23 protein-coding genes are annotated in these 22,174 nt (G+C 41.7%); 15 read left to right on the forward strand and 8 right to left on the reverse strand.

Annotation, left to right across the window (positions count from 1 at the left end; all coding sequences use genetic code 11):
* Together T355_RS13805 and T355_RS15260 are read left to right on the forward strand one after the other, a co-directional pair.
* On the forward strand, positions 1-311 hold a 311-nt coding region (locus T355_RS13805; protein ID WP_037329970.1), incomplete at its 5' end, for a hypothetical protein.
* On the forward strand, positions 304-453 hold the full coding sequence (locus tag T355_RS15260) for a hypothetical protein (RefSeq protein WP_155851686.1): 150 nt from the start codon (positions 304-306) through the stop codon (positions 451-453). The genes T355_RS13805 and T355_RS15260, both read left to right, overlap by 8 nt.
* A 92-nt stretch (positions 454-545) precedes the next feature.
* Here the strand turns inward: T355_RS15260 and T355_RS15265 are convergent, their stop codons facing one another.
* Positions 546-707: a hypothetical protein gene (locus T355_RS15265; RefSeq protein WP_155851687.1), complete on the reverse strand. Its 162-nt coding sequence runs from the start codon at positions 705-707 to the stop codon at positions 546-548.
* A 489-nt stretch (positions 708-1,196) separates the two neighbouring features.
* Here T355_RS15265 and T355_RS0106695 point away from each other — a divergent pair, with 489 nt between their 5' ends.
* The 5 genes from T355_RS0106695 to T355_RS0106715 all read left to right on the forward strand — a co-directional run bounded on the left by T355_RS0106695 (position 1,197) and on the right by T355_RS0106715 (position 4,020).
* On the forward strand, positions 1,197-1,997 hold the full coding sequence (locus tag T355_RS0106695; protein WP_051555438.1) for a DAPG hydrolase family protein: 801 nt from the start codon (positions 1,197-1,199) through the stop codon (positions 1,995-1,997).
* Between the two features lie 24 nt (positions 1,998-2,021).
* Entirely contained in the window at positions 2,022-2,465 is a 444-nt protein-coding gene (locus T355_RS0106700) for a LysR family transcriptional regulator (protein WP_269318792.1), read from the forward strand.
* A 16-nt stretch (positions 2,466-2,481) separates the two neighbouring features.
* The gene (locus tag T355_RS0106705) at positions 2,482-2,895 is read left to right on the forward strand and encodes a peptide deformylase (protein ID WP_027397092.1); all 414 of its coding nucleotides are present in this window, start codon (positions 2,482-2,484) and stop codon (positions 2,893-2,895) included.
* Positions 2,892-3,164 carry a DUF1653 domain-containing protein gene (locus T355_RS15140; RefSeq protein WP_027397093.1) on the forward strand — a complete coding sequence of 91 codons (273 nt, stop codon included), beginning with the start codon at positions 2,892-2,894 and terminating at the stop codon, positions 3,162-3,164. Before T355_RS0106705 ends, T355_RS15140 begins: the two co-directional genes overlap by 4 nt.
* A gap of 109 nt (positions 3,165-3,273) precedes the next feature.
* On the forward strand, positions 3,274-4,020 hold the full coding sequence (locus tag T355_RS0106715; RefSeq protein WP_027397094.1) for a hypothetical protein: 747 nt from the start codon (positions 3,274-3,276) through the stop codon (positions 4,018-4,020).
* A 250-nt stretch (positions 4,021-4,270) separates the two neighbouring features.
* On the opposite strand, the gene T355_RS0106720 is transcribed toward T355_RS0106715, so the two are convergent.
* The 3 genes from T355_RS0106720 to fucO all read right to left on the reverse strand — a co-directional run bounded on the left by T355_RS0106720 (position 4,271) and on the right by fucO (position 6,455).
* On the reverse strand, positions 4,271-4,747 hold the full coding sequence (locus T355_RS0106720; protein ID WP_027397095.1) for a pyridoxamine 5'-phosphate oxidase family protein: 477 nt from the start codon (positions 4,745-4,747) through the stop codon (positions 4,271-4,273).
* A gap of 31 nt (positions 4,748-4,778) precedes the next feature.
* On the reverse strand, positions 4,779-5,093 hold the full coding sequence (locus T355_RS0106725) for a DMT family transporter (protein WP_027397096.1): 315 nt from the start codon (positions 5,091-5,093) through the stop codon (positions 4,779-4,781).
* A 216-nt stretch (positions 5,094-5,309) separates the two neighbouring features.
* Positions 5,310-6,455: a lactaldehyde reductase gene (fucO, locus tag T355_RS0106730; RefSeq protein WP_027397097.1), complete on the reverse strand. Its 1,146-nt coding sequence runs from the start codon at positions 6,453-6,455 to the stop codon at positions 5,310-5,312.
* A 266-nt stretch (positions 6,456-6,721) separates the two neighbouring features.
* Here fucO and T355_RS0106735 point away from each other — a divergent pair, with 266 nt between their 5' ends.
* From T355_RS0106735 to T355_RS0106750, 4 genes are all read left to right on the forward strand, one after another.
* Positions 6,722-7,849, forward strand: a complete 1,128-nt coding sequence (locus T355_RS0106735) for a hypothetical protein (protein ID WP_027397098.1) — start codon at positions 6,722-6,724, stop codon at positions 7,847-7,849.
* A 94-nt stretch (positions 7,850-7,943) separates the two neighbouring features.
* Positions 7,944-9,335 (forward strand): N-acetylglucosamine-specific PTS transporter subunit IIBC, encoded by a 1,392-nt coding sequence (nagE, locus tag T355_RS0106740; RefSeq protein ID WP_027397099.1) that lies wholly within the window; start codon positions 7,944-7,946, stop codon positions 9,333-9,335.
* A gap of 18 nt (positions 9,336-9,353) precedes the next feature.
* Positions 9,354-9,641: a hypothetical protein gene (locus tag T355_RS0106745; protein ID WP_027397100.1), complete on the forward strand. Its 288-nt coding sequence runs from the start codon at positions 9,354-9,356 to the stop codon at positions 9,639-9,641.
* Between the two features lie 51 nt (positions 9,642-9,692).
* Positions 9,693-10,598, forward strand: coding sequence for a DMT family transporter (locus T355_RS0106750; RefSeq protein WP_027397101.1), 906 nt, complete (start codon positions 9,693-9,695; stop codon positions 10,596-10,598).
* Positions 10,599-10,685: 87 nt separating this feature from the next.
* Here the strand turns inward: T355_RS0106750 and T355_RS14710 are convergent, their stop codons facing one another.
* From T355_RS14710 to T355_RS0106765, 3 genes are all read right to left on the reverse strand, one after another.
* Entirely contained in the window at positions 10,686-12,068 is a 1,383-nt protein-coding gene (locus T355_RS14710; protein WP_051555439.1) for a diguanylate cyclase domain-containing protein, read from the reverse strand.
* Positions 12,069-12,344: 276 nt separating this feature from the next.
* Positions 12,345-13,526: an acyltransferase family protein gene (locus T355_RS0106760; RefSeq protein WP_027397102.1), complete on the reverse strand. Its 1,182-nt coding sequence runs from the start codon at positions 13,524-13,526 to the stop codon at positions 12,345-12,347.
* 72 nt (positions 13,527-13,598) lie between these two features.
* Positions 13,599-14,027: a MarR family winged helix-turn-helix transcriptional regulator gene (locus tag T355_RS0106765; RefSeq protein WP_027397103.1), complete on the reverse strand. Its 429-nt coding sequence runs from the start codon at positions 14,025-14,027 to the stop codon at positions 13,599-13,601.
* 148 nt (positions 14,028-14,175) lie between these two features.
* Here T355_RS0106765 and T355_RS0106770 point away from each other — a divergent pair, with 148 nt between their 5' ends.
* The 4 genes from T355_RS0106770 to cdd all read left to right on the forward strand — a co-directional run bounded on the left by T355_RS0106770 (position 14,176) and on the right by cdd (position 19,064).
* A complete protein-coding gene (locus T355_RS0106770; RefSeq protein ID WP_037329973.1) occupies positions 14,176-14,700 on the forward strand; it encodes a cysteine hydrolase family protein in 525 nt (174 codons plus the stop codon).
* 119 nt (positions 14,701-14,819) lie between these two features.
* Positions 14,820-15,773: a gamma-glutamyl-gamma-aminobutyrate hydrolase family protein gene (locus T355_RS0106775; RefSeq protein WP_027397105.1), complete on the forward strand. Its 954-nt coding sequence runs from the start codon at positions 14,820-14,822 to the stop codon at positions 15,771-15,773.
* Positions 15,774-15,799: 26 nt separating this feature from the next.
* On the forward strand, positions 15,800-17,749 hold the full coding sequence (locus tag T355_RS0106780; protein ID WP_027397106.1) for a DUF2075 domain-containing protein: 1,950 nt from the start codon (positions 15,800-15,802) through the stop codon (positions 17,747-17,749).
* A gap of 889 nt (positions 17,750-18,638) precedes the next feature.
* Positions 18,639-19,064, forward strand: a complete 426-nt coding sequence (gene cdd / locus T355_RS0106795) for a cytidine deaminase (protein ID WP_037329974.1) — start codon at positions 18,639-18,641, stop codon at positions 19,062-19,064.
* 75 nt (positions 19,065-19,139) lie between these two features.
* Here cdd and T355_RS14715 read toward each other — a convergent pair whose 3' ends face one another.
* Complete coding sequence (locus T355_RS14715) at positions 19,140-22,157, reverse strand: ATP-binding protein (protein WP_051555440.1); 3,018 nt, start codon at positions 22,155-22,157, stop codon at positions 19,140-19,142.
* Positions 22,158-22,174 lie beyond the last annotated feature (17 nt).

The raw sequence follows: 22,174 nt of genomic DNA on the forward strand, positions 1-22,174 counted from the left end.
TGGAAAAGAAATTCATGAACAAGATGGACGACATGGAACTTGACATGGTGGTCGGCGGCGCGAGGGTATATCTTGTCACAAAAATAAGGAACCATTTGGGTATTGTCGATTATCATGTCGCTCAGGGTAATTATGATGGAGATATGAAAGATTTGGATAAGTTGGCTGAGGTAGGTAAGATAGATGAACTTAGGAAAAAAGCCAAGATGAGAGACAATGGCATGCTCAGACCAGGCGTCGGTTTAGATTTTATTAAGAACATGAGGGAGGAAGGCAAACATGTCATCATAATAGAAGGACGATATGATTGACAAGGTGGTCGGTGGTACCAATACGACCCTCAAAATTGACGGGCCATTCTACCAAATAATAATCACGGGGCTGTTCTCAGATCAGAGAATGGCCCTTTATTTTGCCCAAAAGAAAAGCCCTGCACAAGCAGGGAACATATAAGGGCCTCCCATCCATATAAACAGTAAGCAGTAATATAGCTAAAAGCCTTCTGGGAAAAAATACACCCTGCTGTTGCAAGGCGTTGCTCAATATTAAATTTCTGGAATTATGAAGTGGTCAACAGAATTAAGTTTATCCCCCACATTGTCAAGCATCCTGTCAAGCTCTGCCATCTCACATTCCAGCTTCCGAATCTCCATCAGGCTGTTATGTATTTGCTCACTTAAATCCTGACAATCCTCAAACCTTACCAACTAACAATCCTCCCCAGTTTTTTTATTCCGTCGAAATTAATTATATTACAAGATAGGTTTTTTTAAAACGTAAATTTTTATTAGTATTAACTGACAACAATTATCCACAGATTATGTATATATTTTTAGTAAAATGTGTATAGAGTGGGGATAACTAGGCAAAAAAAAGAGCCGGTCATACAGACTGGCAAAGGAAGGAATGGCTACAAAAATGTAGCACATAAAAGGAAAACGTTATACGGAAAGTAATATGATAACCTAATTTTAACATGATTAAACAACTATAACAATGAATATTTTTGATGCGAGTAGGGGCTATTTTTTGCCCATATCAATTTTCTGCCAATCAAAATATCTGCTACAATATACATATCACCTGAACCGGAACAGGCTTGTCGGTGCCTTTCTTAATGCGATGCAGCAGTGCATCCTGCGTTTCACGGAAGGACATATTTCAAATAACATGACTTTTGCAGGGAGGAAATCATCATGAAACTGTTTTTGGGCAAAAAGGTCGGCGTGAGCAAAGAGGAGAAGGCACTTTCTTATTACAAATTCTTTGAGCGGGATATGGCGAACATCCCGGCGGAGAAAATCGCTCTTCTGGATGCGCCGCAGGAAAAGTCCGCTGTGCCTTTTGAAGAGAAAAACCTCTATTTGGCAGGGAAAGACAAGGACTATGCCCAAGTCGGTTACGGCACGGCGGCAAACGGCACTGGCTTTGTCTGCAACGAAACCTATATGCCAGGTGTTACCCCGGAAATGCTGGACTGGTGGTTCCCGTGGCACAGCGTAGGCTCGGATTTGCGCTATAAGATTTGGGATCCAGAAGACCATTATTTTGCTCGCGCCGATAAAGCGGATTATGTTTGTGACCCCAATGTGCCGGTCAACGAAAAGACATGGGGAGTCAATCATTATATTTTGGAGGATGTGGGTGGTGGCCCCGGCTTTCTGAAGATTTGCTTCAAAAGCCCTGCTGATTTTGGCTTTGACACGTCCCTGATTGGCAAGGAAAACTGCGCATCCTTTGTTTGCGGCATCGGTGATGGCTCCTGCGCGGCGGCGATGGTGCATAAATGGTATCCTTATCAGGACGGCGTGATGCTGTGTTCCCGTTTTTGGATCGGCTACGGCGTGGTGGACGGGGAGATTCGCTGCACTCTGCCTGAGGGTGCGAAAGTTCCCGTGGAAGTGTCCAAGGGCTTATTTGCCCATAATATCAAAGAGTTTACCAATCTGGCTGCAATCCTGCCGGAAGTTTACGCCGAGAACAAGGATAATTTCTGAACATGAACATTCAGCAGCTAAGATATTTCGCAAACGGCGGTTTCCAATCAAATCAAAGCCTTAGAGGAAAAACTGGGCGTGCAGCTTTTTCAGCGGGATAATCGAAAGGTTCTTCTCACCCCAGCAGGAAAAGTCTTTGTCAAGGAAGCCAAAAGCATCATCACGAGAATCGAGGAAGCCGTCCAACACACCAAGGATGCCGCCGAGGGATTCGCCGGAGAAATCCATGTGGGTTACCAATGGGGCTTTGAACGTACTGTCTTTCCGAGAGTTTTGCAGGATTTTCAGTACGAATACCCAAACATTGAAATCCTTATCGAACGGGATGAAGTGGCAGCCTTATATGATGGGGTGATGGAAGGAAAGTATGATATTATTTTCAATCTGCCCCTGCCCGGCAAAAAGAAGTCCGGACTGAAAGAAATGGTGCTTGCCCGTTATCCGCTGTATGGATCATGGAATTTATAGATGAAGGAGAACGAACATGGTAAAGGAAATAGTGAGGGATTTGATTTTCCTCGGTCAGAAAGCTGAAACAGCAACAAAAGAAGATATACCTATCGCGAGGGATTTGCTGGATACCCTTGCTGCACACAGAGAGCGATGTGTGGGTATGGCAGCTAATATGATTGGTGAGCGAAAAGCCATTATTGCTGTAGCTGAAGGGAATGCGCTGACCGCAATGTTAAATCCAGTGATTGTAAAGAAATCTCCTAGAACCTACAAGGCGCTGGAAGGGTGTCTTTCTATTTCCGGAGAGCGTGAAGCAGAGCGACATGAATGGATTGAGGTAAAATACCGGGATATTAATTGGAATAAGGAAAAGCGTAAAATTATGGGCATGGAGGCTGAAATCGTGCAGCATGAAATGGACCATTTGGAGGGTAAATTGATATGACGAGCATTAAGACCGTGTTGGGAGATATTACGGCAAAACACTATGCTGTAGCAATAGTTAATGCTGCCAATGAAAGTCTGCTTGGGGGCGGAGGTGTGGATACCGAAACGGATGAACAGCTTGTTGTGTATCAGGCTATGTATGGTGATGGTGGTATTTATGCTAGACCACTTGATATGACAGTTATTTACAACAGCCTCTTTTATTGTGCAGGAAATTCAAAGTTTTTGCAGAAAGGTAAAAAAAGGATAACACTTGTCGGAAGTTAGCTCGGCTGCCTTTGTAGATGACTTTTTTGTATTCATATTATATAATTAACTCAAATATCATGGACGTTTTGTAACCTGTAGAAGAAAAAACAGATGAGGAGGACGAGGTATGAGAAGAATAGTAACCGTATTTTTATCATTGGTGATGCTGCTTAGCTGTACTATGGCGTTTGCGGCAACAACTGAGAAGGGGCCTTTACCTCAATTTATGAATGCTGTGGAAGGCTCATGGTGTGACCAAAATGGTCATCGTATGGTGGTCTTTGGTGATTACATGATGAATGGCATCCGTGTATCAGAGGCCAATAACGTGGCCGGTGATCAGTTGAACGGCAGTGCTACGATTACCATTATCGGTAGAACTGGGGTTGATTTTGTCAATGTGTATTGGAACACTGTAGCTGGAAAGAGAACCATAAACATGGGTAGCAGTATGCCGATGGTGCCATTTGCCGCTGCACCTCAATACCCTGAGACTATTGGTGGACTTCATCTTGACATGACCGAGCCTGAGCTGTCAAATAAATATGGTCCTGGCACTCTGCTGACTCCTTCTGAAACCATGGCACTGTGTGGCATTAATGCAGAGAGCTGGTACTATAAGGATATTGGTCTTTTGGCTACCTTTGACCAGCAGACCTTTACTGTTGACCGTCTTATTTTGGTAAAGGGTGCAACTACTGCCTTTGATATCAGTGCACTGAATGCTGATTCTCCATTGTATAAGTATGCTGCAATTTATGGCTGGTCTTATACTCCGGCACCTGGTGATGTTGTAGATATGGGACATGGTCAATCCATGAACTTCAAGTATTATCCTCAGGCTGTAATGATTCAGCTTAGCAGTCTGAATTGATGAAATCAAATAAAAGAATAAATATAGGTCAGTAGCATAGAAGCAAATGAAAGCTGACCATGAAAGAAAAAAAGGGGCTGTCGCTTTGGTGAAAAAATCATCAAATGCAACAGCCCCCATTTTTTAGGTTGAATTATATGAAGATAGAGTTGTGAATTACAAAAGCTGTCGGAACATGTTTTTAAAACTTTTGACTAACTATGACAATGATTGGAGTGATAATTTTATAAATAATTTGACAATTTTGGGATTAGCTTTCGTTTACCAGCTTTCCCGTCATGTGTTCTGGGATCAATTCAATACACTGCACCCGGGAAAAAGCAGTTTTTAATTCCTTTTCAAGATACTCTTTGTCATCCGTAAATTTTTGTACCAGGTGAGTGCATATCTTCCGGGCCCTTTCTTCGTCATCGACCAGCTTAACCCGTCCAAAAATGATGACGCTTTTTATATTTAATGCCCATTCGCCCTCTTTGCGGTATCCTTCATCATAGGTACAGTAGCTGGCCTTGTCACATGCTTTTATGGCATCCATTTTATGCCCTACCTTTGCACAGTGAAAATAAAGTCTGTTATCTTCCTCACAATACCAGTGGTCTAAAGGCACACCATAAGGATAGCCATTATCGCCAATGAGAGAAAGGACACCTCTTTTGGAATTGGTTAAAACTTCAATGCACTCGGATTTGGAAATTTCCTGTTTAAATCTTCTCATTTCTCTAAACATAATTGACCTCCACTATGTAATAAATAGTTGTTTAACTTAAAAGACGTAATCCTACGATGCCAGCAAAAATTAAAAAAATGCATATACCTTGGGCAAGGTTTATGTAATCGTTAAAAAGCACAATGCTGACAATAAAAGTGCCGATGACACCAATGCCAGTCCAGACGGCATACCCCATACCCAATTGAATGCCCTTTAGGGCTTTGGCCAAGAAATAAAAACTGGCGACCATTCCAATAAATGTAATAAAGCTTGGAATTGGGCGGCTAAAGCCCTGAGAGTATTTAAGGGCCACAGCCCAAACTGTTTCAAACATGCCGGCAATAACCAAATATATCCAATACAATATAATATCTCCCTTCAAAAGAAAAGGGCACGTCCAGCTGTTTCTTCAAAGGCCTAATGAAACAGACATAGGACGTACCCGGCGGCACAATATATTATGGTACATAATATAGCAAAATCATAAATAAGTGTCAATTATCTGGGTAATAAGCAAATAGAACATGAAAGCAAAAAAAGGGGACCATTCTGTGAATGGTCCCCAATGTTTTGTAACGAATTACATAAGCTGGCGGAACATGTCAATTACCTGCTGTTCAGTGGCTTCGCATGGATTGCCAGGATAGCAGGCATCAGCCAGGGCATCCTTGGCCAGAATCTTAAGGTCAGCTTCGGTAATCTTTTCGTTCTTGGCTGGAATTCCAACATCCTCAGACAGCTTCTTTACTGCGGCAATGGCAGCATCGCGGTATTCGGCCTGGGACATGGAGTCAACATTAGCGACTCCCATAGCTCTGGCAATTTCACGATAGCGCTCACCAGTATGTTCCTTGTTAAACTCCATAGAAATTGGTAGGAGCATAGCACAGGCAACACCATGAGGGGTGTCATAATGTGCGCTGAGAGTATGAGCCATCGCATGGTCTATCCCCAGACCAACGTTGGAAAAGCCCATTCCTGCGATATACTGTGCCAAAGCCATTCCTTTACGTCCTTCTGGCTTGTTGGCTACTGCATCACGGAGATTCTGGGAAATAAGCTTAATAGCTTCGAGATGGAACATATCAGTAAGCTCCCAGGCTGCTTTGGTGATATAACCTTCAATAGCATGGGTTAGGGCATCCATACCAGTGGCAGCTGTTAATCCCTTTGGCATGGAAGCCATCATATCAGGGTCGATGATTGCCACAGCAGGAATATCATTAGGGTCAACACATACGAATTTACGCTGCTTTTCCACATCAGTGATTACATAGTTTATAGTAACCTCTGCCGCAGTTCCGGCTGTAGTTGGTACGGCTATAGTAGGTACAGCATGATTCTTGGTTGGAGACAAGCCTTCCAGAGAGCGAACATCCTCAAATTCAGGATTGTTGATAATAATACCAACAGCTTTTGCTGTGTCCATGGATGAACCGCCGCCAACAGCAACAATGGCGTCAGCATTGCAGGCCTTAAAAGCTGCCACACCATCCTGTACGTTCTGAATGGTTGGGTTTGGCTTGATTTTGTCGTAAACAGTAAATGGAATATTGTTTTTGCTAAGCAGGTCCGTAATCTTGGATGTAACCCCAAATTTTACCAGATCCGGATCGGTGCATACAAAGATATGCTTGTAACCGCCCCGTTCTACTTCACCAATGATTTCATTGATGGAACCTGAGCCATGGTAAGAAATGGTGTTTAAAACGATTCTGTTTGACATTTGGTAATCCCCCAATCTTTTATAATTAATACACTATGTAAATTTTAAACCTTTTGACTAACTATGACAATAATTGGAGTAAGAATTTTATAAATTATTTGACAATTTTGGGATTAGCTTTCATTTACCAGCTTTCCCGTCATGTGTGCTGGTAGAGTGCAGTCCAAACGGATAAAAATCAACTAGGTTCAGGCTGAGTCAAGTAGTTTAATTTAAAATTATATTATTTCGATATAATATTGATAGAACTACAGGGAGGTGTTCTTATGCTAGAGGGAATTGGGCGTGTCGGTGCATACGTGCAGCAACGAAATTTGAAAACAGCTGCCAAGTACCGCATAAAAACAGGACAGAGTCTAATACCCAATAAGACGGAAAAGCTGCAAAGTGCCTTGCAAAAGATTAGCAGTAATCAAAATACCAAGCACAGTGATCCAATAAGAACTGCCACGATTAAAACAAAGCTCAAGGGCGGACGCAAGCTTTCGGCTGATGAAATGAGTTACCTGCGGGAAAATGATCCTGATCTTTATCGCAAGGCCAAAGGGGCTCAACGGGCACGGGAGGAGCTGGAAAGGGATTTATCAAGCTGCCATACCAAGGCTGAGGCTAGGCAGGCTTTGATGCGGGCACAATTAAAGGCATCCAGTGAGGCTTTGGCTGAGTTGACGGCAGCCAAGGGTGGTGGAGCCGGTGCGGTTGGTGGTGCATCCTCATTCTCTGGTGGCATGGGGGATGATATATCCGCAGACATCAATGCAGAAAGTGCTGATGCAATGGCTGGTACGGATGTAAATGCCGCAGCTAATGTTGATGGAGAAAATAACATTGGGGCAGCTATGGTCAATGCAGCTCCTATAGAAGCATCTGCCACCAATGGAATGACAAATAGTGAGGCAAGCGGTGAAGCTGCCGTGGTGACAGAAGATGTAGCTCAGGCGGAGGCCACTGATAAACGGGCATCAGAAACTGTGGCTAAAGAGATTATTTCCTCTGTTATGCGGGAAATTAATACCATTATGTCGGAGTTAAATAAGGCCGACGATGGGGATAAAGGCGGCAAACAATTATCAGAGGACAATGGTTCGGATGCTGCTTCCATGGGACAGGCTGCATCCTCAAAGGACAGTGCCAAGGATGCTGCTTCGGAAATTATCGAAAAGCTTCTCTACAAGCTGCGGGCTATCCAAAATGCCTGGGATGAATTTACCCGTAGCAAGGAATACAAGGAGATGCCGGAGGGGTATCTTGACGGTGAGGATAAAAAGACTGGGGCATCTGCGGTGCCAAAGGGCTTTACTGGTGACGGGATAATTGATATGATAAGTCAGTACACCTCGTCCTTTGATGATGGTTTGGCCATTGGCAGCTCCAGTGTGGATATTAGTCAATAATATGTGAATTATGAAATAAGTTGTTATGTGAATCGGACTGGCCGACGCAGTCCGATTTTTTTCTGGGTATAATATTAAAATGGGGATGAAATTTATGAAGGATTTGTTTATCAGATTGCAAAGCATTGGTAAGGCATTGATGCTGCCGATTGCAGTATTGCCGGCAGCTGCCCTACTTTTACGCTTGGGGGCACCGGATGTATTGGACATACCATTTATAACCAAGGCCGGTGGGGCTGTTTTTGATAATTTGGCCCTTATTTTTTCTATCGGTATTGGCGTAGGCCTGGCTAAGGATAGCAATGGAGCGGCTGGCTTAGCCGGTGCTATTGGGTATCTCATCCTGACCTCGGCATTAAAAACCATAGATGAAACCTTAAACATGAGTGTATTGGCTGGTATTGTAAGCGGTATTGAGGCGGGAGTTATTTATAATCGCTATCACAAGGTTAAGCTGCCAGAGTATTTGGGCTTTTTCGGCGGACGTCGTTTTGTGCTGATTGTGACTGCATTGGTATCTATTATTTTGGCGGCAATATTTGGCGTCATTTGGGGTCCTTGTCAGGCCTTTATTCATTCTGTTGGTGAATGGATAATTGGGGCAGGTGCACTGGGAACCTTTGTATATGGCGTGCTAAACCGATTGCTTATTCCTGTAGGCCTTCATCATATTCTTAACAGCTTTATTTGGTTTGTCTTTGGTGAATATACCAATCCGGTGACCGGAGCGGTGGTTACTGGTGATTTAAACCGTTTCTTTGCCGGTGATCCGTCTGCGGGTATGTTTATGGCGGGCTTCTTCCCTATGATGATGTTTGGTATGCCCGCAGTGGCATTAGCCATGTATCATGCGGCCAAGTCAGAAAACAGGGCGAAAATCGGTGGTGTACTGGCTTCAGTTGCCTTTACGTCATTTCTTACAGGTATTACTGAGCCCATCGAATTTATGTTTATGTTCCTGGCACCGGCCCTTTATGTGGTTCATGCCGTGCTTACGGGATTATCCTTGGCTGTAACCTACTCTTTGGGCGTTTTGGATGGATTTGGCTTTTCAGCGGGCTTCATCGACTATGTAATAGATTGGGGACTGGCAACTAAGCCGGAGCTGATCATTATAATTGGTGCGGTGGTATTTGCCTTGTATTATGGAATTTTCAGCTGGGCTATCCGATATTTTGACATTCCAACCATTGGGCGATATGATGAGGATATGCCTGCTGATGATGCGCCTGCCAATATGAGTGATGTATCACAGCTTATATTGCAGGGGTTAGGCGGTAACAGTAATCTGACGGAAATCGCTAATTGTGCCACAAGGCTGCGTTGCACAGTACGGGATTTATCCTTGGTGGATAACGAAGGCTTGAAACGAATTAAGGAAGTGCGTGGCGTACTGGTAGCAGGAAATGCGGTTCAGGTTGTTGTGGGCTTAAAGGCGGAGCAGATTGCCGATGAAATTTTGGCAATCAGAGGTAGCAAAGGTTAATTAGTTGGAGGCTTATAAATGTTAATTGGTCATTTGGGGGCGCTGTTGTCCTTTATTACGTTTTTTATATCCGTAATGGCATATTCCTATAGCAATGACGCAGATGAAATAACCTCATTTGAGAAAAAATGTCTGGGCGTGCTTTTGGGTTGCACCATAATCAACATCATTGCGTTGGCCCTGAAGGATTATTCCGTGCTTTATTATTCGGACTATCTGCAATTTTTGGCCAGCTTCGGGGTATTTGCAATGTTTATTGGCTTGTGCCGGGTATTTTACAAATTAAAAAAAGCCAGCGTCGGATAAGATAAATGGAAGCATTGTCTGGTGTAGAACAAAAAATTTTGGAGGACTTTTATGCTTGATGTTTCCCCGGGAAAAAAGGGGGCAATCCTTGCCATTACTGGCTCAATTCTGTGGGGCATAATGGGGGTAACCTGTCAGTATCTTGTACAAAACAAGGGACTGCCTGCCATGTGGGTGGTGACAATCCGCATGTTTTTTGCGGGTATTGTTCTTTTAGGCGCAGATTATTTTATATACAAAAAGAACTTCTTTGCACCTTGGAAGGGCAGGAAAAATATTATTCAGATGCTGATATTCAGCTTCATCACCTTAATGTGGGTGCAGTATGTTTATCTGTCTGCGGTGAGGCACATGAATGCTGCCATGGCCACTGTATTTGTAAGTCTGGCACCAATTGCCACTATTTTATGGATGTCCCTGCGCAGTAAGTCTGTACCGAAATTTTACGAAATACTATGCTGTATTTCTGCCGTTACGGGAGCGGTGGTGATGGCAACCCATGGAGATATGACAACCCTGTCCGTATCTGAGGAGGGAATTATCTACGGGATAATGCTTCCTATATTTGGCGTAATATACACTGTACAGCCTGGCTATCTTATGAAGAATTTTCGGCCGTCAAATGTGACGGGCTGGGGACTTTTGCTGACTGGTTCCGTGCTGTTGCCAATAGTTCAGCCATGGACCATTACGGAAACTGTGGAACTGGATACGTTTACCATTTTAAATGTGGTTTACACCGTTCTTTTTGGTACGGCAATAGCCTTTTGGACATTTCTGGCCAGTCTGCAATACATTAAGCCTCAGATAGCTGCCATCTATGAGCTGGTGGAGCCTGTCAGCGCAATTTTGCTGTCAGTATGGCTGTTGGATGTTCTTTATCAAATGCCGGAATTTTTGGGGACAATGATGATTTTGTGTCCGGTACTGTACTTGTCCCTTGTGCATAAAAAATAGAAAATCACATAATAATATGAGCCTGTCATTCACCTGGTTAGGTGGATAGACAGGCTTTTTTGTTGAATACACCATAAAAGATGCTTTTTAAAGGTTTGCGGCCATCTTTATATATTGTTCTTTTACATCGCTTTCATGAATAAATACATATACAATATCACCGTGGAACTTGTTGGCAATACGGCGACCTGAGCAATCCACAGTTATTTCCTTGCCTTGTTTATTTATGATACGGAACTTTACAAAACCATCCTGATATTCCTTTGAACCATCAGTATTTTTAAGAATACGATACTGATCATATACAGAACGGAGCACATGCTTTAAATCATCGTGATGAATCAAATTGATAAAGCTACCCTCAGAATACAATATCAAGTCCTGCATATTATCGCATCCAAATAATTTTATGGCATCATCATTGGCAAAGAGAATATGGCCGTTGGTATCAACTTTGTATACAATGAATGCTCCCGGCAGCCCCTTAACAAGGTCGCCAATATTGAAGCCCAGCTGCTCACGGTTTCCTTCCTCAAGACCTTCATAATAAAATTGATAGCCGTCCTTATGGTTCATTTTCACAGCATATAGGGCAGCATCGGCCATTTCCCGAAGTCTTTTGTAATCATTGGTCTGAACAGGATATTCCGCTGCTCCCATAGACATGGAAAATTCGTGATGTTCATTGTTGGCTTCAAAATAAGTTCGTTCATTTACAAAGGATTTAAAGAATGGGCGGATTTCCTCCAGGGAAGTATTGGTAAAGAATACAGTGAATTCATCACCACCATTGCGGGCGAGGAAACAAGGCTTTGGACACTTTTCCCGTAGAATATCAGCTACCTTTATTAATACCTCATCACCTACAATATGTCCAAATACATCATTTATGAGCTTAAAATTATCAATGTCCAAGGTCATCAGAACACAGCTGGCGGCAGGGCACATTTTAAGGAAATCCATAATAGAATGTTCCATACCGGCCTGGTTTAAAAGTCCGGTTAAAGGATCACGAATAGCCTGAGCCTCTTTCCTCAGAGCTTGCTCCTCGGCTTTTCTGATCTGTTCGAGCATGATGCGTTCCCGACGTATCTGTTCGTTAATATCTTCCACCATGAATATAGCTTTCTTTGAGGGCTTTTTTTCACATTTGTCACAACGAATGAAGGTGGCTTCACACCAGCCAGTTGCATTGGAAAAGAAGGAACATCTGATGATATTCTGTTCCTTCAACCGTTCTTCCAAAGTGGAAAGATCAGTGAATTCATTGATAATTTTTTTGGATTCACCTTGGGTCAAATGGTTCATTACATTGTTCAGAGCCTTTTGGGCACTTGCTTCACCCGCAGAAAATTTATCAATAGCTTCAATGGATTTTACAGCTTCATAACGGTCATTTTTTATATCAATAACGTGTATCGATATATATTTTTGGGATATTGTACTTAATATAGCTTCAATGTTTGCCATATATCATCTGTCCTTCAAAACATGCATAAATAAACAGAATTATTGAATTATACGTGGAAAATTTTAGCATAAATTGTAGTTAATAGGCAATAACTTTATAGGCAATAACTTTATAGGTATTATGATATATTAATTTCAAAAAAAGCATATATTGCAAATAACATGAATATAAACTAATAATGATACCAAAAAATCCTATAACGTATGCAAGAGTAATTGCAATAGTTATAGGACTTTTGTTTTTAAGCTGCCCTAATTGGCAGTGATATTAATAAATTATTTGGATGATGCTAATATAGGATTGTTTTCAGGAGAAGTAACCTTTGCCTTTTTGCTGCCGGCAAACAATGAAGAATTAAGCAGCAGCTTGCCGCAGATAAAGGTTATTGGCCAAGTAATGATGACGGCAATAATGAATTTATAGAAGGCATGAATATTCATATTCATCATATACAGAGATGGCCAGAAGATAAAAATTGTATGGCAGAAATACATGGTGTATGAGGTAGACGCCAGATTTCCCAGGGTATTGTTGGTGAAATTACAGAAGCGGTAGAATATGCCTAACAGGGCAAAGACACTGGAAGTAAGCAACATGGCATGACTAATGGAAATATAAAAGAGAAATTCCAATGGACTGCTTACTATAGCTGGGCTGTGAATGAAGGACCAGTCAATGAAGGCAGCGGAGATGATAAACAATGGAGTCCACTTGGCGGCAGAAGGAACATAACAGCCTTCCTCAAACCAGTGGCGGCGCCAAGCGTGAATACCGAGGAAGAAGTAAAGTACATACAATAAGACACGGCTAACCTGAACCTTAAGAATATAGAAAAAATTTACCCACAGATATTCGTCACCGGTAATCATATCAATGACCATGCCATTTATAAAAGTAAATACGGTAAGTCCCAGGAATAACCAAATTTTTGGGGAACTAGGAGCCTTTTGCTGAGCATACGATGGACGAATTTTAACAATGAAATAAGCAATAGCATAGAGCAGCAGCAACATTCCAAGATACCAGAATGGAACCTGATTAAAGAATTCGCCGGCACCGCCAGTAGCTGCATCATACCAGTAATATTTTGTAAGAGCCGTCCAAATGTCATTGCAGAGACCACGGCTATATGGCATGATAATGCTGGTAAGTGGAGCAATAATCAATATGCCGATGAGCCATGGTATACCTATACGGGTCCACTTTGGCATCCAGAAATCCTTGCCAGTTTTCTTGGCCAGTGAGCGGATGGCAAAATATCCTGATATAAAAAACATTATTGGCATAATAACCATGTCGGTAATCATAACAAAATAATTTAAGCCGACGCTCGGCTGGGGATCAAGGACATACCACCAGGGAAGTGGCATAACAATATAGCATAAAGCTATGTGTAGCAAAATCATCCAATTGACCACGAAGGCTTTTAGATTATCCAAGAAAAATAAACGTTGCATAAATAAAGCTCCTTTTTAAATAATGTGTTGATTTGTGGTATTTGGTGCATATACATCAAATACCTTATAGAATTAATCATCCTCTAATCGCTTTAATAATTCCAGAGTTGAGTCGAATTTTTCCAGCTCCTCTTTGGTGAATAGCTTTGCAAAATCCTCCTGAGCCTTATTCCAGGATTTTGATGACTCGTTAAATACTTCTTCACCGCGTTCCGTAAGCCAGATACTGCTGTTGCGTTGACCTTCAGCTTTGCGGTCTTCCAGCAATCCTTTTTTCAGTAAGGGCTGAATGGAGCGGTTAATAGTGGATCTGTCCAAATTCATCATATCGCCCAATTCGCTTAGGGAGCTGCCACCGTTGTATTTTATTATGAAAAGCAGAGTGAACTGCCTGCCGGTGATACCACAATCCATCATTCTTTTGTTATAAAATTTTCTGCTGAGCATCTCAGCCCAACGGAGCTTAAGATAATAGCAGGGAATGTCCTTAAAAGATAACATCCAGTTTTCCTCCCTTCGACTTTTGTTGTATATGCATCATTTTAGATGACAAACGTTTTTTTTGCAACTAATTTTTTAGTTTATGAATTAAGTCGTTTCGCGGTATAATTTTATGCAGATGTATTATTGTTGAGGGGGAGTATATATTATGTCAAGTAAATGTATTGTTATCGTGGATATGCAGAATGATTTTATTGATGGGGCATTGGGAACCAAAGAGGCACAGGAGATGCTGCCTAAGATGGTGGAAAAGCTGGGGAATGTACAGGATGCAGACCTGATTTTTACCCAGGATACCCATCATAAGGATTATCTTTCCACCCAGGAGGGGAAGAACCTTCCTGTTGAGCACTGTATTGAAGGTGAAAAGGGATGGGAGATATGTTCAGCCTTGCAGCCATATATTGATAAGGCAAAGGCTGTAATAAAAAAGCCGGCATTCGGTTCCATGGAGCTGCCATCATTGGTGAAGGAATATGATGAGGTTGAATTAGTGGGGCTTTGCACAGATATATGCGTTATTTCCAATGCCATGATATTGAAGGCCGCCAGTCCGGAACAGAAAATTGCCGTGGATGCCTCCTGCTGTGCGGGAGTTACCCCGGAAAGCCACGAGGGAGCATTAAAGGCCATGAAAATGTGCCAGATAGAGATACGTAATATTGAACTGTAAAATCAAAGCTCTATGAATAATTAATAAAAGTTCTATGAAAAATGCAAGAGATGCTGCAAAAGTAATAGATAAAATATACAGCGTCAGACGTCGGTATAATTGAATAGGAGGCCTGTAGTATGAGAAAGATTATTTCGGCAACAATAGTATGGGCGATGATGTTTCTTGTCCTTTTTCTGAACATAACGGCAGAAGCCGCTGGAAATAAGCCATTAGTCGGTGTAGCATGGCGGGGGGATACATCGGAAACCTTTGAGGCAGCTTGTAAGGCCATTGAAGCTGCGGGTGGCACCCCCGTTGTTTTGGATCAGGTTCGTTCGGCGGATTTGGAATATACGGCAGATGGGAAAATAATCGGCTACAAGGATGAAAATGGTGCTCTGACATTGGAGGGCGGAAAGCTGGTAAGGTGCAATACTTGGCAAAATTCCAATGTACAAATGGCCATAGGAAAACTAGGGGCCGTTGTTTTTCCCGGTGGCCAGGACATCAGTCCATCATTGTATTATACGCCGCAGCCTGTTCTTAGCAAGGAGGGCTTTAACGCTGAGCGTGATGTGTCGGATTATCTGCTGATGTCTTACTGTCTGGAAAAGGATATTCCGATTCTCGCTATTTGTCGAGGGATGCAGATGCTCGCCGTTGTTTCTGGAGCCGATCTTATACAGGATATACCCGACTATATGGCGGGTCTTGGAAAAAATTATAAATATGAGCATCGCAATGAACCAAATGAGCAGGGCTATAGGGATTTTGCCTTTCATGATGTCATTGTGACGGAAAAGAATTCGGTACTTGCGCAGCTCACCAAGAGAAATATTATTTCAAATGTGCCAAGCTGGCATCATCAGGCGGTAAAAAGTATAGATGGGACCCGCCTGAAAACAACCGGTATTTCTAAAACAAACGGAACAGATATTATCGAGGCCGTTGAAAGACCGGATAAAACATTCGTTTTAGGGTTGCAGTACCATCCGGAAATTGCCGTGGTCCGCCACTTGGATGAAAATTCCATTGTGTATTTCAAGGCCATTGTCAATTTGGCAAAAGAAAATTCCTCCGAAGTAATTTAATAAATTCCGTGAGGTGACGTGAGATTATGATTGTTTATGATGGTGTAAAAAGTGATTTTTTGCATAGTGTTGAACAGGATACTATTGCTTTGGAAATAGAAGACAATATCAGAAGGATTATGGGCATCAATACACCTCAAAATCAGTTTAGAGCCTGGGTTAATTCGTTGCATTATATGTATAAGGTTATGACGGATGCTGAAATACCTGCAAATGCTGGTATCGCCATAGAGTATAATGTTCCTCAAACTGCTAAGCGTGTGGATTTTATGATTAGTGGTTATGATACTGATAGTAAACCAGGAATGGTCATTATCGAACTTAAACAATGGAGTGAATTAACCAAAGTTGATTCGGTAGATGCATTGGTTGAGACATTTACTGGTGGTGCAGTTAGGAGAGTGGTTCATCCATCTTATCAGGCGTGGTCATATGCCCAATTAATATCAGATTATAATGCCACAGTTCAAGATAAAAATATTCAGTTAAAACCATGTGCATTTTTGCATAATTATAGAAGGTCAATCAATGATCCATTGGATGACATACAGTACGAATTTTATACTAATGAAGCACCTGCATTTACTATGGGGCAGGTTGATGATTTAAGGTCTTTTATAAAAAAGTATGTAAAGTATGGCGATGACAAAGAAATACTTTATGAAGTAGACAATGGGAAGATAAGACCTTCAAAAAGTTTGCAGGATTCATTGGCATCTATGATAAAAGGCAATGATGAGTTTGTGATGATAGATGAACAGAAGGTCGTTTATGAGAAAATTTTGGCAGTGGCAAAACAATGTCAAAAGGATCATAAGAAAAGAACGATTATTTGTCAGGGCGGCCCTGGGACAGGGAAGAGCGTAATAGCAATTAATTTACTTGCAAAACTGACACAATATGGACAGGTAGTACAATATGTGTCAAAAAATACTGCGCCGCGTCAGGTATATGCAGAAAAATTAAAGGGTACCACAACTAAGAAAAATGTGGACAATATGTTTAAAGGATCTGGAAGCTATATTGAAGCAAATAATAATATTATTCATACCATACTAGCAGATGAGGCTCACAGACTAAATGCAAAATCAGGTATATACCGCAATTTGGGAGAAAACCAAATTAAAGAAATAATACATGCAGCTGCTTGTTCCGTTTTTTTCATAGACGAAAATCAAAGAGTTACCATACATGATATAGGCTCTGTCGGTGAAATAAAGAAATGGGCAGAGGTGGAGAAATCCGAAGTTGTGGAAATGGAATTGATTTCTCAGTTTAGATGTAATGGGTCCAATGGATATTTGGCATGGCTTGACGATGTTTTAGAAATTCGTAAAACTGCAAATTACAATTTAGAGGGGCTTGATTATGATTTTAGGGTTTGTTCCAGTCCCCATGAGCTCCGTAATTTGATAGTCGAAAAAAACAAAATAAACAACAAATCAAGAATTTTAGCTGGATACTGTTGGGAGTGGCCGAATGATGCAAGACGGAATGACAGTAATCATCATGATATTGTAATAGACGATTTTGGGATTAGCTGGAATTTAAATAATGGCAAGGCTTTTGCTACCAGTGAAAGCTCAATTAATGAAGCTGGTTGTATACATACAACTCAGGGCTTGGAGTTTGATTATGTTGGTGTAATAATAGGCGATGATTTGCGGTTTGAAAACGGCTGCATCGTAACGGATTTTAATAAAAGGGCATCTACAGATAAATCGCTATTCGGAATAAAGTCTATGTACAGGAAAAATCCGGAAAAGGCCTTAGCACTTGCTGATGAAATCATAAAGAATACATACCGGACCTTGATGACGCGTGGAATGAAGGGATGTTATGTTTACTGTACAGATAATGAATTAAGCAAATATTTCAAAAAGCGGTTGTTTATGTCACCACAAACCATTTATCCGTTTTCCGTAGGTGAAACCAAGGTAGCGGCAGAGGATGAGGAGATATATGGTAAGGAATAAATATCAAGAAATTGCTGATGTTTTGTAGTTATATCTACAGATAATTATTTTTGAGTGAAACTTGTCAAAAAAATGCTGTAATATATAATAGACACAAGGCAAATGGTGTTTTAATGATATGTGTTTTTATTTCACCAAAAAAGAACCCCTGTGATGAGGTCTGGTACACTTACATCTCAGGGGTTCTTGCACATTTATTGACTTTTTTCTGAAAAATCTATAATTGTTGTAGGAAAGATTGACTAACGACATATAGGCACAAAAAGAGACCCTCGATAGATGAATGGCCTGGAAAACTATCATCTTCGAGGGTCTTGCACTTTTTACGGCCGTGCTCAGTCGGGGGTGGCTGCTTATAACAGGTGTCTGTCAAGCCACTTGCAAATATAGTAAGCAACTATACTTGCCAGGTAATGTTTTGTGGGGTATAATTATTGCAAGGCAAATGGTGTTTAAGAAGGTTGATGGTTCATATTCACCAAAAGATGAACCCCTGTGATGAGTCTGCTACACTTATCACAGGGGTTCTTGCACGTTTATAGACCGTGCTCAGTCTTCGGCTGACTGCTTATTTTAAGAATCTGTCCAGCCATTTACAAATATAGAAGGCTACTATACCTGCAATAACAGATTCAAGGAAGGTTAAATGGTTCATAAGACACCTCCCTCTGCTACCGTAGTATAGAGGAAAAGCAGCAACATAATTATAACATATTTGTGAAAATACATAAAAGAAATTAGGAAATTTTTTATAAAATATTACATAATTCAACAAAAGAAGTATATAAAATATAAAATTAAAGCAACCTATCAAAAAACACACATCATACACCACAGTTATTAGAAAATATCGAATAATTGGAAATTTAGAATATAAAGGAGCAGAATTATGGCTATAGATTTTGATCGGAAAGAGCTTATACAAAAGGCACTAGATAATATATCCCATGCCTATGCGCCGTACTCTCATTTTCATGTGGCAGCGGCGGTGCTGATGTCTGATGGTAAGGTGTATACCGGGGTGAATGTGGAAAATGCTTCCTATCCGGCAGGGATATGTGCGGAGAGGAATGCTATTTTCCATGCCATAGCCCAGGATAAATCAGCCAAGCTGGTGGCAGTGGCCATAGTGGGGGGGCCAGATGGGAAAATAGAGGATTATTGTACTCCTTGCGGCGTGTGCCGGCAGGTAATGAGGGAGTTTGGCAATCCTGAAGAGATTACGGTCATTATAGGAAAATCCACGGAAGATTATAAGGAAATGACCTTGGCGGAGCTTCTTCCCATGAGCTTCGGCCCTGAATTTTTAAAGTAAAAAGAGGCATAATAAAAAGGGGCATCGCAACTAATTTTTTTTTAGCGCGACAGCCCCTTTTGTCGTGGTATCTGCCTATTTTTCGTCTTTTTCCAATAATATTTCCTTTAGAGTACCGAAGACCTTGCCAATGTTAATCGGCTTGGCCAGATGACCGTTCATGCCCATATCCAATGCACGCTGCTGGTCTTCCTTAAAAGCATTGGCTGTCATGGCTACTATAGGGATATTGGCTTTTATTGGATCAGACATTTTCCTTATTTGTTGTGTAGTGTCATAGCCATTTAGATTTGGCATCTGCACATCCATAAGAATCATGTCATAATAATTGGCATCGTGCTCTGTCAGCATATCGATGCATTCCAGACCATCCTTGGCCCGCTCTACAGCGACCCCACTGTTTTCCAACAGGGTCATGGCAATTTCTGCATTTAGCTCATTATCCTCGGCCATCAAAATCCGCTTTCCGCTGAAATCAAGTACCTCTGGATGAACACTGCTTTCATCAGCCTCCTGAGGTGCTTCACCAATTCTAAGAGGCAGCCTGAAGGTCATTTCTGTTCCTTCTCCCAGCTTACTCTTGACTGTAATGGTACCACCCATTAAATCTATCATACTTTTTACAATGGCCATCCCCAGACCAGTACCCTGAATACCGCTTTGGGAGGTAGTGCGGGCACGAGAGAACTGTTCAAAGATTTGGCTTACAAATTCCTCGGACATACCAATACCATTATCACGAATGGTAAATTCCAAGATACACTCGCCAGCGTTGTTTCCTGGCAGCTCTCTGACACCAGCAAAGATATTTCCACCCTCCTGGGTATACTTTACGGAGTTACTGAAGATGTTCATTATAATCTCTGCCACATGGGTCCTGTCTATATACAGGTACTGATGCTTGATGTCGCAGGAGCTGGTAAAATGTTGATTTTTGTTTTTCATCTCGCCTTCGAAAATGGCAAGGCAGGACTCAAACAGCTCTATAGCATCAGTCAGCCCTTCTTCAATAACCAGCTTTTTGCTTTCAATGCGGGACATTTCCAGAACATTGTTTAGAATATCCAGCAGCTGATGGCTGGCCATCTTGATTTTCTTGCGGTATTGCTTATTTTTTATGGTGCTTTCCGATGACCGTTCCTCCAGCTCCGTAAAGCCGATTATGGCATTGAGTGGTGTACGGATATCGTGGCTCATATTGAACAAAAATGCAGTTTTGGCATCATTGGCCTTGTTTGCTGCATCCCGTGCCTCTTGAAGCTCCGCATGCTGGTCCTGAAGCTGCTGATTTAGAATCTTGGTTTTTGCCAGCTGGAAATCCTTTTCCTCTGAAAGCTCCTCCAGAAGTGCTTCACGGGCCTGCAGCTCCTCATTCATGGCAGTTAGCTCTTCATTCAGTATAGAAATCTCTTCCACCTGATCCGCCAGCTTTTGCCGCTGTTCCTCCGTGGTGCGGAGAAATGCAGTCTTTTTCTTACTTTCTCTGGAAATAAAGAAGATAATCACCAGGAAGAACAGGCTCAGTATGCCAATAGGAATCCAGAAGTTTTTACGGAAAAATTCCGTCACTGTAATATCATCCTTTGGCATATAGTTATAGGCATGGGAGAGGGCAAAATCCTTATCTATCAGGCTTAGACCGTGATTTATCACCTGCATTCCCTCAATATTTTCCTGCAGTCCGGCAAAGCCCAGGGTACCTTCATTTAAAAGCTGGGCTGTATTCAAATCCTTATATCTGTCTTTACTCCTTAAGAGATATTCTGTTCTAAGGTCGCTGACAAATACCGCATCAGCTTTGCCATCTAAAACAGCATCAAGACAGTCATAAGCATTTTTATAATAAGTGAACTTACTATTTGGATAATATACTACTCTGTAGTCATCCATTATGCCGTTGCGCTTTGATACAGCAATTTTGGAATTGGCCAGGTCAGGGTATTCACCTGCATATAAAACATTAAAGTATGAGCTTACAGCTGGAACACTTGGCACAACATCGTGCATTTCAGTGATCCAATAATTGGACACCACCGGGAATATCACATCCACATCATGATTATGCAAGGCTTCATTGAGATCAGTGACATTATCGTAGCCCTTGTAGGAGACTTTAATATTTAAAAATCCCAAAGACTTAAATATTTCAGGAACAATATCCTTTACAACACCTGTAACGTTGCCGTCACTGTCAGTAGTGCAGTATGGCAGATAATCATTTAGATAGCCCACGGTAATGCTGTCATGCTCCGCCAGCCATTTCTTCTCAACCTTGGATAGGGTAGTGGTGAAGGAGGTTCGCTTAAACCACTTATTCGTAAGATCAGCAATAAAATCTGGACTTTCCCTGTATAATCTGTGCTGGGACCGGTTTACATCTGACAAAATATCAGGCCGGGATTTATTGACGGCTAAATAATAATCAGAGGTGCCGGCTTCCAGACAATTTTCGATTCCCATATTTTTGAAGGAATTATATCCCTCGGCAATCATTATATCTACATCGCCTTTTTTCAGGGCCTCATCACGTTCCTTGAGGTCATTGTACTGAATGAGTTCTGCCTGAATATTGTGATCTGCTAAGAATTTTAAGGCAAGGTTATATTGGGCTCCAGTAAGGGCTGCGATCTTTTTCCCATTAAAGGAGCTGGGCTCTGAAGTGACAGAATCATCAGAGGATCGCTTGAAGAACAAATATTGAATGTAGCCCATAGGTTCATCAGGGAAGCTGATAACCGTTTCACGGTCAGGAGTGTGGGCCAGTCCTGCCAAAAAGTCAATTTCTCCATTTAGGAGCTTATCATAAAGCTCTCCATAGGTACCATATACATACTCGTATTTCCAGGAATTTAATAATTTAAGGCGCTGTAAATAATCGTAGGCATAGCCGCTTTTTACAATATTGTCCCCAGTTCCCATCTGGAAGCCGTTTTCCTCATAATATCCCACCCGAATGACCTTTTCGTTGTTGGCTTCCGCGGGCAATGCAGACATCATTTTGGCCCCGACAAAAATACAGGCCAGTATGGCTGTAAGGCAAAACAGTGCCTTCATATTAAGCTGTTTTATAAATTTCCCCCATATATTACGCACTTTCTGCACCTCCCAGA

The organism is Anaerovibrio lipolyticus LB2005 (assembly GCF_000621545.1).
Taxonomy (GTDB): Bacteria; Bacillota; Negativicutes; order Selenomonadales; family Selenomonadaceae; genus Anaerovibrio; species Anaerovibrio lipolyticus_A.

What these genes read in the sequence shown, in the direction of transcription:
- T355_RS15260 (WP_155851686.1), top strand. Translation starts at nt 304, where the DNA reads ATGATTGACAAGGTGGTCGGTGGTACCAATACGACCCTCAAAATTGAC.
- nagE (WP_027397099.1), top strand. Translation starts at nt 7,944, where the DNA reads ATGAAGGATTTGTTTATCAGATTGCAAAGCATTGGTAAGGCATTGATG.
- T355_RS0106720 (WP_027397095.1), bottom strand. Translation starts at nt 4,747, where the DNA reads ATGTTTAGAGAAATGAGAAGATTTAAACAGGAAATTTCCAAATCCGAG.
- T355_RS0106770 (WP_037329973.1), top strand. Translation starts at nt 14,176, where the DNA reads ATGTCAAGTAAATGTATTGTTATCGTGGATATGCAGAATGATTTTATT.
- T355_RS0106745 (WP_027397100.1), top strand. Translation starts at nt 9,354, where the DNA reads ATGTTAATTGGTCATTTGGGGGCGCTGTTGTCCTTTATTACGTTTTTT.
- cdd (WP_037329974.1), top strand. Translation starts at nt 18,639, where the DNA reads ATGGCTATAGATTTTGATCGGAAAGAGCTTATACAAAAGGCACTAGAT.
- T355_RS0106735 (WP_027397098.1), top strand. Translation starts at nt 6,722, where the DNA reads ATGCTAGAGGGAATTGGGCGTGTCGGTGCATACGTGCAGCAACGAAAT.
- fucO (WP_027397097.1), bottom strand. Translation starts at nt 6,455, where the DNA reads ATGTCAAACAGAATCGTTTTAAACACCATTTCTTACCATGGCTCAGGT.
- T355_RS0106705 (WP_027397092.1), top strand. Translation starts at nt 2,482, where the DNA reads ATGGTAAAGGAAATAGTGAGGGATTTGATTTTCCTCGGTCAGAAAGCT.
- T355_RS0106750 (WP_027397101.1), top strand. Translation starts at nt 9,693, where the DNA reads ATGCTTGATGTTTCCCCGGGAAAAAAGGGGGCAATCCTTGCCATTACT.
- T355_RS0106780 (WP_027397106.1), top strand. Translation starts at nt 15,800, where the DNA reads ATGATTGTTTATGATGGTGTAAAAAGTGATTTTTTGCATAGTGTTGAA.
- T355_RS0106715 (WP_027397094.1), top strand. Translation starts at nt 3,274, where the DNA reads ATGAGAAGAATAGTAACCGTATTTTTATCATTGGTGATGCTGCTTAGC.
- T355_RS0106775 (WP_027397105.1), top strand. Translation starts at nt 14,820, where the DNA reads ATGAGAAAGATTATTTCGGCAACAATAGTATGGGCGATGATGTTTCTT.
- T355_RS14710 (WP_051555439.1), bottom strand. Translation starts at nt 12,068, where the DNA reads ATGGCAAACATTGAAGCTATATTAAGTACAATATCCCAAAAATATATA.
- T355_RS15140 (WP_027397093.1), top strand. Translation starts at nt 2,892, where the DNA reads ATGACGAGCATTAAGACCGTGTTGGGAGATATTACGGCAAAACACTAT.
- T355_RS0106760 (WP_027397102.1), bottom strand. Translation starts at nt 13,526, where the DNA reads ATGCAACGTTTATTTTTCTTGGATAATCTAAAAGCCTTCGTGGTCAAT.
- T355_RS0106695 (WP_051555438.1), top strand. Translation starts at nt 1,197, where the DNA reads ATGAAACTGTTTTTGGGCAAAAAGGTCGGCGTGAGCAAAGAGGAGAAG.
- T355_RS0106765 (WP_027397103.1), bottom strand. Translation starts at nt 14,027, where the DNA reads ATGTTATCTTTTAAGGACATTCCCTGCTATTATCTTAAGCTCCGTTGG.